This window comes from Pseudoalteromonas neustonica (genome assembly GCF_001653135.1).
Classification (GTDB): Bacteria; Pseudomonadota; Gammaproteobacteria; order Enterobacterales; family Alteromonadaceae; genus Pseudoalteromonas; species Pseudoalteromonas neustonica.
Genome location: NZ_BDDS01000017.1, coordinates 21,173 through 35,952 on the forward strand (window position 1 = coordinate 21,173; position 14,780 = coordinate 35,952).

General features: G+C 39.9%; 16 protein-coding genes. 14 read left to right on the forward strand and 2 right to left on the reverse strand.

All coding sequences use genetic code 11. The features are described 5' to 3' along the window. Positions 1 to 7: 7 nt before the first annotated feature. Positions 8 to 1,432 (forward strand): DEAD/DEAH box helicase, encoded by a 1,425-nt coding sequence (locus tag A7967_RS17425; RefSeq protein WP_054205646.1) that lies wholly within the window; start codon positions 8 to 10, stop codon positions 1,430 to 1,432. Positions 1,433 to 1,478: 46 nt separating this feature from the next. On the opposite strand, the gene A7967_RS17430 is transcribed toward A7967_RS17425, so the two are convergent. Together A7967_RS17430 and A7967_RS17435 are read right to left on the reverse strand one after the other, a co-directional pair. After that, entirely contained in the window at positions 1,479 to 2,222 is a 744-nt protein-coding gene (locus A7967_RS17430) for a DUF3307 domain-containing protein (protein ID WP_054205647.1), read from the reverse strand. Then, entirely contained in the window at positions 2,219 to 2,845 is a 627-nt protein-coding gene (locus A7967_RS17435; RefSeq protein WP_054205648.1) for a hypothetical protein, read from the reverse strand. Before A7967_RS17435 ends, A7967_RS17430 begins: the two co-directional genes overlap by 4 nt. 189 nt (positions 2,846 to 3,034) lie before the next feature. Here A7967_RS17435 and A7967_RS17440 point away from each other — a divergent pair, with 189 nt between their 5' ends. The 13 genes from A7967_RS17440 (at position 3,035) to A7967_RS17500 (ending at position 14,774) form a co-directional block, all read left to right on the forward strand. Next, on the forward strand, positions 3,035 to 3,574 hold the full coding sequence (locus A7967_RS17440; RefSeq protein WP_197279080.1) for a LabA-like NYN domain-containing protein: 540 nt from the start codon (positions 3,035 to 3,037) through the stop codon (positions 3,572 to 3,574). A gap of 126 nt (positions 3,575 to 3,700) precedes the next feature. Beyond that, the gene (locus A7967_RS17445; RefSeq protein ID WP_054205649.1) at positions 3,701 to 4,129 is read left to right on the forward strand and encodes a hypothetical protein; all 429 of its coding nucleotides are present in this window, start codon (positions 3,701 to 3,703) and stop codon (positions 4,127 to 4,129) included. Between the two features lies 1 nt (position 4,130). Next, positions 4,131 to 4,343: a helix-turn-helix transcriptional regulator gene (locus tag A7967_RS17450; protein ID WP_054205650.1), complete on the forward strand. Its 213-nt coding sequence runs from the start codon at positions 4,131 to 4,133 to the stop codon at positions 4,341 to 4,343. A gap of 364 nt (positions 4,344 to 4,707) precedes the next feature. Then, complete coding sequence (nagK, locus tag A7967_RS17455) at positions 4,708 to 5,622, forward strand: N-acetylglucosamine kinase (protein WP_054205651.1); 915 nt, start codon at positions 4,708 to 4,710, stop codon at positions 5,620 to 5,622. After that, the gene (gene nagA / locus A7967_RS17460) at positions 5,622 to 6,740 is read left to right on the forward strand and encodes an N-acetylglucosamine-6-phosphate deacetylase (protein ID WP_064435917.1); all 1,119 of its coding nucleotides are present in this window, start codon (positions 5,622 to 5,624) and stop codon (positions 6,738 to 6,740) included. Before nagK ends, nagA begins: the two co-directional genes overlap by 1 nt. A gap of 64 nt (positions 6,741 to 6,804) precedes the next feature. Further along, positions 6,805 to 7,950 carry a transmembrane glucosamine N-acetyltransferase NagX gene (nagX, locus tag A7967_RS17465; protein ID WP_054205653.1) on the forward strand — a complete coding sequence of 382 codons (1,146 nt, stop codon included), beginning with the start codon at positions 6,805 to 6,807 and terminating at the stop codon, positions 7,948 to 7,950. 216 nt (positions 7,951 to 8,166) lie between these two features. Beyond that, a complete protein-coding gene (gene nagB, locus A7967_RS17470) occupies positions 8,167 to 8,961 on the forward strand; it encodes a glucosamine-6-phosphate deaminase (RefSeq protein WP_054205654.1) in 795 nt (264 codons plus the stop codon). A gap of 438 nt (positions 8,962 to 9,399) precedes the next feature. Then, entirely contained in the window at positions 9,400 to 10,323 is a 924-nt protein-coding gene (gene nudC, locus A7967_RS17475; protein ID WP_064435918.1) for an NAD(+) diphosphatase, read from the forward strand. 43 nt (positions 10,324 to 10,366) lie between these two features. Continuing rightward, positions 10,367 to 11,551, forward strand: a complete 1,185-nt coding sequence (locus tag A7967_RS17480) for a cystathionine beta-lyase (RefSeq protein ID WP_054205656.1) — start codon at positions 10,367 to 10,369, stop codon at positions 11,549 to 11,551. A gap of 120 nt (positions 11,552 to 11,671) precedes the next feature. Then, a complete protein-coding gene (locus tag A7967_RS17485; protein WP_054205657.1) occupies positions 11,672 to 12,490 on the forward strand; it encodes a DUF2705 family protein in 819 nt (272 codons plus the stop codon). Next, positions 12,487 to 13,398: an ABC transporter ATP-binding protein gene (locus A7967_RS17490; protein WP_054205658.1), complete on the forward strand. Its 912-nt coding sequence runs from the start codon at positions 12,487 to 12,489 to the stop codon at positions 13,396 to 13,398. Before A7967_RS17485 ends, A7967_RS17490 begins: the two co-directional genes overlap by 4 nt. Further along, complete coding sequence (locus tag A7967_RS17495) at positions 13,398 to 13,772, forward strand: PH domain-containing protein (RefSeq protein ID WP_054205659.1); 375 nt, start codon at positions 13,398 to 13,400, stop codon at positions 13,770 to 13,772. The genes A7967_RS17490 and A7967_RS17495 overlap by 1 nt, the downstream gene beginning before the upstream one ends. A gap of 207 nt (positions 13,773 to 13,979) precedes the next feature. After that, complete coding sequence (locus A7967_RS17500; RefSeq protein ID WP_054205660.1) at positions 13,980 to 14,774, forward strand: putative porin; 795 nt, start codon at positions 13,980 to 13,982, stop codon at positions 14,772 to 14,774. Positions 14,775 to 14,780: the final 6 nt, after the last annotated feature.

The following is a 14,780-nucleotide window of genomic DNA, read 5'->3' on the forward strand; positions in this document are numbered from 1 at the left end:
AGTTTATATGAGTTTTGATGGGTTAGGTTTATCACAGTCTTTAGTTAATGCAGTTTTAGAAAAGGGCTATGAAACGCCAACACCAATTCAGGCTCAAGCCATTCCAGCGATCATTGAAGGTCGTGATGTGATGGCTGCAGCACAAACGGGTACAGGTAAAACAGCGGGCTTTACATTGCCGCTTATAGAGTCATTGGCTAAAGGTCAAAGAGCTAAAAACAATCAAGTACGTGCGCTTATTTTAACGCCAACGCGAGAACTTGCATTGCAAGTAAGCGAAAATGTTGAAGAGTATGCAAAGCACTCTGATATTAGCTCATTTGTTGTGTATGGTGGTGTTAAAATAAACCCACAAATGCAACGTTTACGCAGAGGTGTTGACATTTTAGTTGCAACGCCTGGTCGGTTAATGGATTTACATAATCAAAATGCACTGAAGTTCGATACCCTTGAAGTGCTTGTGCTTGATGAAGCTGACCGTATGCTTGATATGGGTTTCATTCATGATATTAAACGTATCATCAGTAAGTTACCGGCTAAACGTCAAAACTTAATGTTCTCAGCGACTTTTTCGGATGATATTCGTGCGCTTGCAAAAGGGTTAATTAATGATCCTGTTGAAATTTCTGTTGCAGCCAAAAACACCACCGCTAAGAGTGTTACTCAATCAGTGTATGCTGTAGATAAAGCACGTAAAACTGCGCTGTTAAGTCATTTGATCCGCACGAATGAGTGGCAACAGGTATTAGTATTTAGTCGAACTAAACACGGTGCTAACCGTTTAGTTAAACAACTAGAGCGCGACGATATTGTAGGCGCAGCTATTCATGGTAATAAATCTCAAGGCGCACGAGTAAAAGCACTTGATGGATTTAAAAACGGTGAAGTACGTGTACTTGTAGCGACTGATATTGTTGCTCGTGGCCTAGATATAGTTGAATTACCACATGTTGTTAACTATGACTTACCTAACATTTATGAAGATTACGTTCACCGTATTGGTCGTACTGGCCGTGCAGGTGCAACGGGTCATGCAATTTCATTTGTAACAAGTGATGATGCTGCTGACTTATATGGTATTGAGCGCTTTATTGGTGAGCTAATTCCACGCGCCAAAGAGCCGGGTTTTGAGCCAACGCAAGGTGTGCCTGAACGAGATCTTGATGCGAGACCAATCGCACCTAAAAAGCCTAAAAAAGCTAAACAGCCATTTAATAAGCCTAAGTCTGATAACAGTAAACCAAACAGTAAAAAACCGAATAACGGTGGAAATGGCACAGGCCCACGCCGTGGTGGCTCAGGTAAAAAACCGGATGCGAATAAAGCTGGTGGTGAGCAAGCGCAAAACCCTTGGGCTAAGCGCCAGTCAGTAAGTGGCAGTGGTCAGCGCCGTCGTCGCCCAGATAATAGCGGATCACAAGGTAACTCGTAAGTTATACTGAGTCGTTTTAATTAGCGCCATTTCATATGGCGCTTTTTTATGCCCTGAGATAATTAATTGCTAGGCCAATAAATAGAGTAACGGTGACACTTAATAAAGTACCGAGCATGACATATTCAGTTAGCTTTTTATCTTTACTGGCGCTTAAGTCACCAAATCTAAACACCGATTTTGCAGCCAGTAAAAAGCCAACCCCCGCAAATTGATCTAATAAAATAAAGGTAAGCATTAGTACGCGCTCTAACATGCCAATACTTTGCCCAGCAGCGGGCAAACTGCCTGTAGCACTAAAACCAGCGGTTATTCGCTCCAACATCATACGGATAAATACAGCACTGGGACTGAGTATTAATAAATAACCGCACAAGACCCATAATGTGGAAGGTGCAATTAACCATTGCCATACGGCTATAAAAAAATCACTGTTATCACTTAGCCAAATAGCCAATAGTAAAATTACGGCTAAATGAGCAAGCTGGTCAAATATAAAAGGCACGACTCCTTTGCTTGAATACGATTTAGCGAGGTCAATGAGATAATGGGTCACCATAACGATAGCTGTTGCGCCACAAATACGTAATACGTCTTGCCAGCCATAAATAAGCTCCCACCATGTAACAATTAAAGCGGTCGATACGCCATGAACGAGTACATGTAAATACAATTTTTTAGCACGAAAATGACGCGTGTTACGATTATTTACCCAACTCATCGGTTGCCAGTAAAAGTCAGCTAATATGTGGCCAATTACTAATGCAGCCATCAATACACTAAAACTCATGATTTGACTCCTTTGAGAGTCGAAATTGTATCTTCAGCATAATGTAAAAATCGTTCAATTAATTGGTAGTGCGCAAGATTGAGTAATTTGGTTACATTTTCCCGGCTTGTTTTTAATTGCTTTGCCAGTTCGCTATGCTGCTTGTTTTTTGCGGTTAAATACACATACAGAGCATTTGCCTGTTTTACCGTCATTTTAGTCAACAAGGTATCAACAAAAGCTATATTTAGCGCAAGACCAGGGTCTATATTTTGATTGGCTATATTTAAAATTAACCGTTGGTTGTTTATTTCGTCTAAACTGCGCCCTGACATTGTAAATGCAGAGCCGGTCGCTGTTTTGATATCTGCACGTGCGTTGTCAATTTCGCCAATGGCTAGACTTTGGCGGATTTCATACCCAGCTGCTTTTATATTTAAATATAGCAGTAAGGCAACCATGCAAACGTATTGCGGTTGCTGGAGCTGAATTTGAAATGCATCACCGCGATAAAGCGTACTTTGCCCTTGCCATCTTTGAGTTATAGCTCTTAGGCTTTGATCGAGCTGGTACAGCATTGCATCGTACTCATGCTGGGGAATATTCTGTGATTTAATTACATCACCACTTATCACTGCAATCATAAAATACCTGTTAGTATAGCCAATATAGATAAGTAACCATTTTAGGTTACATTGAGGTATGTAACCTAAAATGGTTACATTGAAATATGTAACTAATTTAGGTTACTAACGATTAAAAAGCAAGGATGATAGAGTAACGACAAGATTTGGCACGCCCTAATAAGTAACGATGTTTATGAGGAAAATAACATGACAGAGCAAACGCAGATACCAGCGAGTACACAATCAGAGCTTGTGACAGGTAAGAACTCAAGTAAACCGCGAGTAGGTATTTTTGTTGATGTGCAAAATATTTATTATACCTGTAGAGAGAGCTATCGGAAAAACTTCGATTACAATTCTTTTTGGGCAAAAATAAGTGATGAATATGAAATTGATTGCGCGATTGCGTATGCAATTTATCGAGGTGATGAAAAACAATCTCAGTTTCAAAATATTCTTCGTGCGATTGGTTTTGAAGTAAAGTTAAAGCCATTTATCCAACGTCGAGATGGCAGTGCAAAAGGTGATTGGGATGTAGGGATCACAATAGACATGCTTGAATACGGTAAAAAGCTTGATAAAGTTATCTTGCTCTCTGGTGACGGTGATTTTGCTTTATTACTGGGTCATTTAAAGCTGCAGTATAATGTGCCTTGTGATGTATATGGAGCAGATAGGTTAACAGCCGAAGCATTAAAGCAAAGTGCTGCGCAATTTTATTGTATTGATGATTCACTCCTTTTATAGAACACATGTATTAAATAACTAACCTTATGTTAAAAATATTTGACATGGCTATAAAGTAGACTTATAGTTTTAATGTTAAACATATTTAACATTAAGTTTGTTTTACTTAACTTTAAAAGGTGGGTTATGAGTTATACACAAAAATCACGATTACTTGAGATGGTTATCACTTTAATTGTATTGTTTAATTATATGCAGTCAGTACTGTCGATGACACCACAGGCACAAATGGACGTAACATTAGCCAGTGGTCTATTGATCTCGTTAGCAATACAAACGGTTGCTATGCTTATTGTAATGCACATTATATTAGCTGCATTTAATGCAAAATATGCCAATCAAGCAAAAGATGAACGAGAGCAAAGCATAGCGTTAAAGGCCAAAAGTGTGTCGCTGTATATTTTGCAAATTGGGGTTGTACACACGGTGTTTTCAATGTTGATTGGGCCACAATATGGGTTGCCAATAAGTCCATTGCATCAATTGGTGATTGTTGCACTATTAAGTGACGTGATAGGCAAAGGTGTTGAAGCATGGTTATTGTATAGAGGCTAGCATGGCAAAATTACCAATTACTAATACGATTAGGGCGTTACGTTTTGAACACGGAGAAATGACCCAGCAACAGTTAGCCGAGATTGTGGGGGTAACGCGACAAACAATAGCAGCGATTGAAGCCGCAAGGTATTCACCTTCTTTAGAGGTCGCTTTTAAAATAGCCATTGTATTCGGTCAACCGCTAGAAAAAATATTCCAATATAATCGGTGATACTTTACTAAATTATTATTTTAGGTAAGCTGATACATTACTGTATTGTTTTTATGCTGATTTGGTACTAAAAGTAATACAGTTAGCTCTTTTATTGTTCAAAAATGACGTAGTAAAACTAAATAATTAGCTAATATGTTATCAACACAAACAAGTTTTTATTTTATTTTCGTTAATTATTCATTCTAATTCAGTGTTTTAGCAATAAATATAAAAGATATATGAATTTTTATAAAAAATATAATGACAACGCTGTCATTTGTTGTGTAACATTAATTCAACATGGGTTGAGGGTGAATCGCATTAAGACAATAAAAAAAGTGCGGTTATTACAAATATAAAAACGAAGGTTAGAGGTCGTTAAATGATGGCTAAGAGTGCGAATAAGGACCAATTGTTTATTGGTATCGATGGTGGCGGAACAAAGTGCCGTGCAACTATATACTCTGCACAACATGGAGTATTGGGCACCGGCCTAGGTGGCCCCGCGAATCCATTACATGGGTTAGAGCGCACATTAGAGTCAATAATGGTGTCTACACAATTAGCAATGCGTGATGCGGGTTTGCAGTTAGAAACTGTGCATCAAGTGTATGCCGGCTTGGGCCTTGCGGGTGTTAATTTACCTAGCTTGTATGAAAAAATTAGTGAATGGGAACATCCATTCAAACAAATGTTTTTGACCACAGATTTACACACAGCATGCATAGGTGCCCATGAAGGTGGTGATGGCGCGGTGATTATTACTGGAACAGGCTCATGTGGTTTTTCACATGTTAAAGGCCAATCTGTTAATTATGGCGGTCATGGTTTTGCTTTAGGAGATAAAGGCAGTGGCGCATGGATGGGGCTTGAAGCAATTAAAGCCGCACTCGTAGATATCGACGGGCTAGGTCCTCACACTGCAATTAGTAACGTTATAAAAAACCACTTTAATACAGACACTGCAATGGGGATCGCTGAGCAAATGGCAGGGCAGCCTTCAAGTAGTTATGCAAAGCTGGCGCGTTATGTATTTGATGCAGCTCACGAGGGCGATGTAATTGCGTTAGCAATTGTAAAAGAGGGTGCCGATTACGTAAGTAAATTAGCCCACCGGCTACTTGAAAATAACCCCCCGCGTTTATCTATGATCGGCGGCCTTGCAGAACCATTAAATAAATGGCTTGATCCTGCAATCGCTAAGCTAGTTGAAGTACCAAAGCAACCACCAGAAATGGGGGCAATCTATTTTGCACAGCAATCTGTACTTGAACAAAATCAAAAGGTAGCGCTGTAATGAAAACTTTCTATCGTGCGGCTCGCTTATTTACCGCTGAAAATTTTATCGATAATGCATTATTTAGTGTTGAAAAAGGCGTATTTAATTTAGAAACTGAGACGACAGATCCCGTTATAGAGCTTGATGGCTTAGTTGCTCCAGGATTTATTGATGTGCAAGTTAACGGTGGTGGCGGTGCATTTTTTAATGCTGATCAAAGTACTGAATGTTTAGATCGCATTGCTAAAGCACACGGTCAATTTGGTAGTACCGCATTAATGCCAACCTTGATCACTGATAAAGTTGAGGTAATGCAAGCGGCAGCCGATGCAACTGCAAAAGCGATACGTGAAGGCGTACCTAGTGTATTAGGTATTCACTTTGAAGGCCCGCATTTGTCTTTTCCAAAAAAAGGCACGCACAGTGAACAATTTATTCGCCCAATCAGCGAACAAGAATTTGCCATTTATGCTCGCCAAGATTTAGGCATAAAAATGGTCACGTTAGCACCTGAAAATGTCAGCATTGCTGATGTTGAACGCTTAGTGGCGTGTGGCGTAAAAGTATCGATTGGTCATACAAATGCAGACTATGCAACCACAATTGCAGCACTGAATGCAGGCGCAGATGGGTTTACACATTTATATAATGCAATGTCACCGTTTACCTCGCGTGAACCGGGTGTCGTTGGTGCTGCGCTGTGGCATGATAATAGCTGGTGTGGGCTTATTGTTGATGGGCATCATGTTCATCCACTGTCGGCGCAATTAGCGATTCGCACAAAGCAACGTGGCAAAATCATGCTGGTAACAGATGCTATGCCGCCAGTAGGCACTGATGACATGGAATTTGATTTTTTCGACGGACGAAAGGTAATTCGTACCGGCGATAGACTCAATTCAAGTACTGGTGAATTAGCGGGCAGTGTATTAGATATGGCAAGTGCTGTGCGCAACACGGTAAATACATTAGATGTTAGTTTAAGCGAAAGCTTACGCATGGCAGCATTGTATCCAGCACAATATTTAGACCTCAAGAAAAAGGGACGTTTACTTGATGGCTTTGACGCAGACTTTGTGGTGCTTGATGAGCATCAATATGTCAAAGGCACTTATATTGCAGGCATTGCAATTTAACGTTTCCCTGGAAAAAACCCCGCAGCTTCATCGCGGGGCTTTTTTGTTTCTATGAGTAAAAAATATGACAACAACACAACACAATACCGATAAACCAGTTAGAAAGCGCCTTGCATCACTTGATGCTTTACGTGGCATGGATATGTTCTGGATTTTAGGCGGGCAGTCTATTTTTGCCGCCTTATTTATTTTAACTGGCTGGACCGGTTGGAAAGTATTTGAAGCGCACACATTACACAGCGCATGGCACGGTTTTACATTTTATGATTTAATTTTTCCGCTGTTCATCTTTTTATCCGGTGTGGCGATGGGCTTAGCGCCAAAACGAATTGATCACTTTCCTTGGCTTGAACGCAAAGTCTACTACCGTAAAGCGATAAAACGCTTGTTTTTGCTGTGCGTATTGGGAGTAATGTATAACCACGGGTGGGGGACAGGCATACCCTTGGCGTTTGATGAAATACGTTATAGCAGTGTGCTTGGACGAATTGCAATCGCGTGGTTTTTTTGCGCCATGTTAGTGTGGCATACCAGTCTTCGTACTCAAATTATCACCGCGATAAGCCTGCTGATTGGTTATTGGATTCTAATGTGCTTTATTCCTGTACCAGGAGGTACTGCGGGTGATTTAAGTGCTGCTGGAAGTTGGAACGCATGGTTTGATACGCATTTTCTTCCAGGGATCAGTTATCAAAATCGCCCCGTAGATCCGGAAGGTGTACTATCAAGTTTACCTGCGATTGTTAATGCTTTGATAGGCGTATTTGCGGGTCAACTCATTGCTAGAGCAAACCAGATAGGCGAGTGGAAAACCGCAGGTGTTTTGTTTGCCGCAGGTGTAGTCAGCGTGTGCTTAGGGTGGTTGTGGGATTTACATTTTCCTGTAAATAAAGAGCTATGGACTAGTTCGTTCGTACTTGTAACGGTTGGCTGGAGCGCAATACTATTAGCGATTTTTTATGCATTGGTGGATCTTTTGAATGGCCAAAAGCTGGCATATCCATTTGTTATTATCGGCGCGAACTCAATTATTATTTATTTAGCATCTAGTTTAGTTAATTGGACCTTTATTAGTAAGAGCGTATTTGGTGGGTTTATTAATGCAGTACCGCCTTCGTGGCAACCAGTTATGGCTGTAATAGCATTGTTATTAGTACAAATATTACTTTTACATTGGATGTATAAGCGCAAGATTTTTGTCAGCGTTTAGCCGCGAATTGTATTCAAACGGTAAAATGTAATTTTTTTATTCACTTTTACTTTACAAACTAAATCGAAGTGGTAATAATGACAGCGTTGTCATAATGGTATTAACCAAACAGTGTATCCCTGTTTGGTTTGATCTAAGGCCCAATTCGATTGCACGTGGGGTTGGGACTTAGATCCCATTTTTTCATCAACTAATTTAATAACTGAGCAAACTAATATGCAAATAGTAATTTTAAATGATGCAGCTGCTGTAGCGGCATATGGCGCAAATATCTTCGCAGCACAATTACAAAAAAAACCAACATCAGTGCTCGGTTTAGCAACAGGCTCTACGCCGGTTGCTTTATATCAAGAATTAATTGCTAAAAATAAAGCAGGTGAGATTTCATTTTCACATGCAACCTCATTCAATTTAGATGAATACCTTGGTTTGACCGGTGAACACCCGCAAAGCTATCGTTACTTTATGAATGAGCAACTATTTAGTCATGTTGACATAAATAAAGAAAATACCTTTGTTCCAGCGGGTGATGCAGAAAACCCAATCACGGCTTGCAAAGAATACGAAGCGAAAATTGTTGCCGCCGGTGGTGTAGACGTACAATTGCTAGGTATTGGGCGTAATGGCCATATTGGATTTAACGAACCCTCTTCAGGTCTTCGTTCACGCACACGTGTTAAAACACTGACCAAAGCAACAATTGATGATAATGCCCGCTTTTTTGGTGCAGATGAATATCAGCCTCATCTATCAATCACCATGGGTATTGGCACTATTTTAGAAGCCAAAAAAGTTGTGTTACTTGCAACCGGTGAAAATAAAGCGGATGCAGTACATGCCATGATTGAAGGCCCATTGATGGCTGCATGCCCAGCATCTGCCCTACAACTTCATCAAGATGCTGTCATTGTGATTGATAAAGCTGCGGCAAGTAAATTAGCTGATTTAGAGTTTTATCAGCATATTGAAGCCGAAAATCAAAAGTTACAGGCGCATTTAGCAACCTTGTAATGATGAAATAAATTTATTGTGTGTTCAAAAGCCCGAAAGGGCTTTTTTTTCGTCTGTAATAAGATAAATGTATACCCAAACCACCTCAAAATGCGAGCGTCGCTGGAATTAAAAGTGATTTAGGCAAGGCATTGATTGCAAGTAATAGTGGTTCTATTGTTAAAATCAATCCCTTATAAAAGTAACGCAGTATAAATCGCTTTTAAACCAACCCGTTGGGCGTTTCACAGGCACTTACAATCAGCGTTGTTACTTCTTAAAAGTGATGGTTCTTGCAAAGTAACGCCTTGATATTAAGCCCCTGTGAAACGCTGAATTCTGCATCTTGAGGTGGCTTGGGTATATACCTTTGTTCGCTATGGCGATTAGCGACTTGTTTAATGCAATTAATATATGCTTATGGTAGTTTTAGCCATCTAAAAAATAAAAAGGATGAGCATGCTTAATTATAGTCAAATGCCATTAGATCGCGCGTCTAATTTTCGAAAAGACTCACAATGGTTAGCAACTCAACTCAACTTTCAAAGCCGTTGGATCCTAGTTCATAATAACCAGACTTTATTTGATGCTCAGAGCTTTACTGTCACATTTTTAAGTTTTAGTGATATTAACCACTTAGATTTAAGCGAAGCGATATTTTTAGGCTTGGACGAACAGCAAACCAGTTTCTTTGCACTCGATGTAAGTACAGTCGATGTGACGACTTTAGCGCCATTAACCGCTAATGCAGAATTTATTGATATTCGCCGTTATGGTGTGAACGTTGAGATTAAGCAAGGCTCCATTGCTGCTTTGGCGCGTGGACTTTGTTATTGGCATGCAACGCACCGCTTTTGTGGGCGCTGTGGTAGTAATAATATACTAGTTGAAGCAGGGCACTCTCGTTTATGCACGAATGAAGAGTGCAAACATCCAACCTTTCCACGTACCGATCCTGCCGTAATTATGGTCGTCACGCGCACATTTGCTGATGGTATAGAACGCTGTTTACTTGGTAGGCAAGCAGCATGGGCGCCAGGTATGTATTCGTCTTTGGCTGGATTTGTAGACCCCGGAGAAACACTTGAACAAGCTGTTGCGCGTGAAGTGATGGAGGAGGCGGGAATTGTAGTAGATAATGTACGTTATATCGCATCACAGCCTTGGCCGTTTCCATCTTCAATTATGTTAGGGTTTATTGCCGAAGCCGTTACTGAACAAATACAAGTAGATAAAGACGAGCTTGATGATGCGCTGTGGTTTAGTCGTGACGAACTTAATAACTTTGGTAGTTGGGATATCGAAGGCGAACACTTAAAGTTGCCCAGAGCTGATTCTATCTCTCGCTATATAATTGACTATTGGCGTAATTTAAAAATTTAAGCAATGTGTAGTGTGTTCTAACGAAATATTTTAAGGATTAATGATGACGAGTAAAAGTAATAAAAACACTCTATTAGTAAGTACCGGGCGAAAAAAAGCGTACACGCACGGCGTAGTTAATCCCGTAGTACAACGGGCATCAACGATTGTATTTGATTCTGTTGCTGAACTAAAACAAGCCGCAAAAACCCGAGGTGATAAAACGCTATTTTATGGTCGCCGTGGTACGACGACACATTTTGCGTTACAAGAAGCAATCACAGAGCTTGAAGGGGGCGAAGGCTGTGCGCTCTATCCATGTGGTGCAGCAGCGATAAGCAGTGCACTCTTGGCGTTTGTAAAAGCAGGCGATCACATTTTAATGGTTGATAATGCGTATGAACCAACGCGCGATTTTTGCGATAAAATTTTAGCCGGATTCGGCGTTGAAACCACGTATTATCCGCCTACAATTGGTGCGGGTATAAAAACATTCATCAAAGAAAATACCAAAGTCTTGTTTTTAGAATCTCCAGGTTCTATTACGATGGAAGTTCAAGATGTACCAGCGATGGTTGCTGTGGCTAATGAACAAGGCGTGATGACAATGCTCGACAATACTTACGGCAACGGTTTGCATTATCGACCACTTGAGCATGGTGTCGATATCAGCATTCAAGCGGCAACAAAATATATAGTTGGTCACTCAGATGTGATGATGGGCGTAGCCGTTGCGAATAAAAAATACTGGCCTACATTACGTGAACAGTCTTACTTACTTGGTCAGTGCACATCAGCTGATGATGCATACTTAGCACTACGTGGCTTACGTACTATGGCTGTGAGACTCAATCAGCATGAAAAAGCAGCAATCGAAGTTGCTAAGTGGTTAGAGAGTCATCCATTAGTTGATCATATCCGCCATCCTGCATTTGACAGCTGCCCAGGGCATGAGTTTTTTAAGCGTGACTTTGATGGCAGTAATGGCTTGTTTTCCTTTGTAATGAAAGAAGGTAACCAGCAGGCGATAGATGCATTTTTGGATGGCTTAGATCATTTTAAAATGGGCTTTTCGTGGGGCGGCTTTGAAAGTTTAGTAACAGCTAACTTAACAATGAAAGGATTACGTTCACAAACAGGGTGGGAGTTAGGTCCTGTGATCCGGCTGCATATCGGCCTTGAGGATGTTGATGATTTAATCACTGATCTTAATCAAGCACTTGAGCTGTATAAGCAACATTTAAATTAAGTAAAAACATAATTTACATTCTTTGTTACAAAGCCAACGCCTACGTTGGCTTTTTTTTGCTAGTAATTCAATACGTTTGCACTTAATGTAAGGAAAACACTTTCACGATTAGGACTTTGTGTGACGCAATTAAACCCCAAGCGACTTTTAAATATTACTTTGTTTGAACTAACCCGACTGTTTTTAACTAAACGTGGCTTACTTGCCGTTGCTGCATTTACTATTTGTTGGTTGCTTATTTTACGCTACCCAGTAGGACAAGCGGTAAGCACTATGAGTTCACCTGAGCTTGCTGCAGTTGCTCAACATATATTTGGCGTCATTGGTTTAAGTAAACTATTAATGTGGCCTGAAGCTGAGTTGGCGATGTATTGGCTAATTGCTTTGTATAGCTTTCCTATTTTTTGCTTATTTTTGTGTAGTGACCAAATTGTGGGTGATAGACAACGCGGTACACTACGCTTTTTGTCATTACGGGCAACGCGCACCGAAATATTATTTGGCCGGTTTTTAGGTCAGGTACTTATTTTAGCAATATTAATTACCATCACTTTAGTCGCAACAGTGGCAACACTTGCATTTAGAGAGTCATCGCTATTGTTAAGCGGGCTAAATCGCAGCCTAGTTTTGTTTTTCTATTTAGTGGTCACGGTACTACCATTTATTGCGTTAATGACGTTTTTAAATACTATTGCTCGATCTTCACGATTAACGGTGATCATGGCCATATTATTTTTTGCAGTGGGTAATATTGTCGTTAGCCTTATGAGCTGGCAACTACCTATATTTGCTATTCTTAATTATATATTTCCCGGCGTTCAGCTTGAGCAAGTTGCAGGGCAGAATGCAGATTTATTTAGCAGTATAGGTATTCCTTTATTACAAACAGTGGTGTTGTTAGTGGCAGCACAGCGTATCTTCTCAAGGAGTTCACTATGAGTACATTAATACAGGCTAACGGACTCTCTAAACAGTACGGGGCTAAATTAGCGTTAGATCAAGTGAGCTTTGAAGTTAAAAAAGGTGCACCCGTAGCATTAGTTGGCCCAAATGGGGCCGGTAAAACAACCTTATTTAGTTTGTTATGCGGTTATATCATGCCTACATCGGGCAGTTTATCCATAGTGGGGCACCGCCCTGGCGCAAGTGCATTGTTTGGAAAGCTATCAGCGTTGCCACAAGATGCCCAGTTAGATCCTCGTTTTAGTATTGCGCATCAGTTAACATTTTATGGGCAACTGCAAGGGCTAACGACTAAGCAAAGTCAATCAGAAGCTCTCAGAGTACTTGAATTAGTTGGTTTAGCTGAGGTTGCAAAACAACGCAGTGATGATTTATCGCACGGCATGCGTAAGCGCGTAACAATAGGGCAGGCTTTAATAGGCAAACCCGAAATTGTAATGCTTGATGAAGCTACAGCTGGGCTCGATCCTATTCACGCACGTGAAGTGAGAGAGCTTGTTTCAAACTTAAGTGAGGAAGCGACGTTTATTTTAAGTTCACATGACCTCACAGAATTAGAGCGATTATGTGGGCAAGTGTTACACCTTGATAAAGGTAAAATCACTGAACACCAAGCAAACAGCAATATAGAACAAACACAGCATCACATGACAATACTGTTTGCTGAAAACTATCCTAATATTGAGCAAAGCATTCAAAGCTTAGCAGCAGTTAATAGAGTTTATATGAGTCAAGCAAAGGAATATGTTGTTGAATATCAAAAAACAGCGTCTTTGTTTGATATTGAATTACTGAAATATTGCCATCAACAAGGCTGGCGCTATCGACAGTTAGTGAATGGTCATACATTAGAAAACCAAATATTTACACAGGAGAAAATATAATGGGTTTATTTAGCGGATTAATGGGTAACGCAAGTGAAGTTGATGATGCCGATTTAGAAAAGGTATTAGCAAATACACTTGTCGAAGGTGAACAAGTTGAAAAAGCGTATAAAGTAGTACGTGATATGTTTATTTTTACTAATAAACGACTCATTTTAATTGATAAGCAGGGCGTAACGGGTTCTAAAATAGAGATGATCAGCATTGGTTACTCAAAAATAACCAAATTTAGTAAAGAAAGTGCCGGTCATTTTGATTTAGATGCCGAGTTAAAAATTTGGGTTGGCTCAGACCCTACGCCGATCAGTAAAGACTTCAAATCAGGTGACAACATCAACGATGTGTACCGTATTATCAGTCAATATGCGCTTTAAAGGAATAAACTAGTTTTTTCATGTATAGCAAAAATGTCCGCGTTTTTGCTATATAGATATCCCAGCCTTAACATCCCTTAACATTTAAGCAACTAAAAACAAGCACTTAGTTAAGTGTTTGTTCAGTTTGGGAGCGTTAGCATGCCCACGTCTTAGCCAGTCGGCTAAAGACATAGCAATGTAACAATTTAATAGGGAAATCTTATAATGAAAAAACTAGCAGTGATAATTTCGAGTATTCTTCTTTCAAGTGCCGCGGCTGCTGCAGACACTTATGAATCAGTTAGCCATCTACAATATATGGATACAGATGGTAATGACACAATTAGCCTTGATTCAACATACTATTTCTCACCAAAAATGACACTAGGTCCTTATGACCAGTTCGAATACATCAATAAACAAAGTAATGTATATGGTAAGTATTCAGATGATGATTTTAGCGACCGAGCTACTGTGGGCGGTGAGTATTTTCTAGATAGTTTTGTACTTGGTGCTGAATACCAAAACCTAGATTTAGATCTTGGTTCAAGCGCAGATATGATTCAATTATCAGCAGGTTACTTTTTCAACCCTGACTTACTGTTAAAAGTAAGATTTGTTGATGTTGAAAATGCAGACAATCGTTTCTTTTTTGATGTAGCTTACAATCACAAGTTGAACAGCACTGATTATATCGGTTTTACTGTTACAGCAGATGATGAGTTTGATTATCGTGCGTTGAATGTTAAATATTTCATGGATCTTCAACAAGGTAACTACCTAACAGTTGAAGCAACAGTGTCAGATAATGACAATGCATCAAGTGATTGGGTTTTAGGCTCTAATTACTACTTCTCAAAAGCGACATCAGCGTTTGTTACATTTAATAAAAACGATGATTACACCTTGGGTGCTCAACATTTCTTCAATAAAAATGTTGGTTTAAAAGCGGGTTACGGTAATAACTGGGATGATTCTGGCTCAGATGCTTACTTTGCAAATGTAAGCTTACAGTTCTAATTTAAT

Coding starts and splice junctions, on each gene's coding strand:
- A7967_RS17495 (WP_054205659.1), top strand. CDS start 13,398: ATGGGTTTATTTAGCGGATTAATGGGTAACGCAAGTGAAGTTGATGAT.
- A7967_RS17450 (WP_054205650.1), top strand. CDS start 4,131: ATGGCAAAATTACCAATTACTAATACGATTAGGGCGTTACGTTTTGAA.
- nagK (WP_054205651.1), top strand. CDS start 4,708: ATGATGGCTAAGAGTGCGAATAAGGACCAATTGTTTATTGGTATCGAT.
- A7967_RS17430 (WP_054205647.1), bottom strand. CDS start 2,222: ATGAGTTTTAGTGTATTGATGGCTGCATTAGTAATTGGCCACATATTA.
- A7967_RS17445 (WP_054205649.1), top strand. CDS start 3,701: ATGAGTTATACACAAAAATCACGATTACTTGAGATGGTTATCACTTTA.
- A7967_RS17500 (WP_054205660.1), top strand. CDS start 13,980: ATGAAAAAACTAGCAGTGATAATTTCGAGTATTCTTCTTTCAAGTGCC.
- A7967_RS17435 (WP_054205648.1), bottom strand. CDS start 2,845: ATGATTGCAGTGATAAGTGGTGATGTAATTAAATCACAGAATATTCCC.
- nudC (WP_064435918.1), top strand. CDS start 9,400: ATGCTTAATTATAGTCAAATGCCATTAGATCGCGCGTCTAATTTTCGA.
- A7967_RS17425 (WP_054205646.1), top strand. CDS start 8: ATGAGTTTTGATGGGTTAGGTTTATCACAGTCTTTAGTTAATGCAGTT.
- A7967_RS17490 (WP_054205658.1), top strand. CDS start 12,487: ATGAGTACATTAATACAGGCTAACGGACTCTCTAAACAGTACGGGGCT.
- nagA (WP_064435917.1), top strand. CDS start 5,622: ATGAAAACTTTCTATCGTGCGGCTCGCTTATTTACCGCTGAAAATTTT.
- nagB (WP_054205654.1), top strand. CDS start 8,167: ATGCAAATAGTAATTTTAAATGATGCAGCTGCTGTAGCGGCATATGGC.
- A7967_RS17480 (WP_054205656.1), top strand. CDS start 10,367: ATGACGAGTAAAAGTAATAAAAACACTCTATTAGTAAGTACCGGGCGA.
- nagX (WP_054205653.1), top strand. CDS start 6,805: ATGACAACAACACAACACAATACCGATAAACCAGTTAGAAAGCGCCTT.
- A7967_RS17440 (WP_197279080.1), top strand. CDS start 3,035: ATGACAGAGCAAACGCAGATACCAGCGAGTACACAATCAGAGCTTGTG.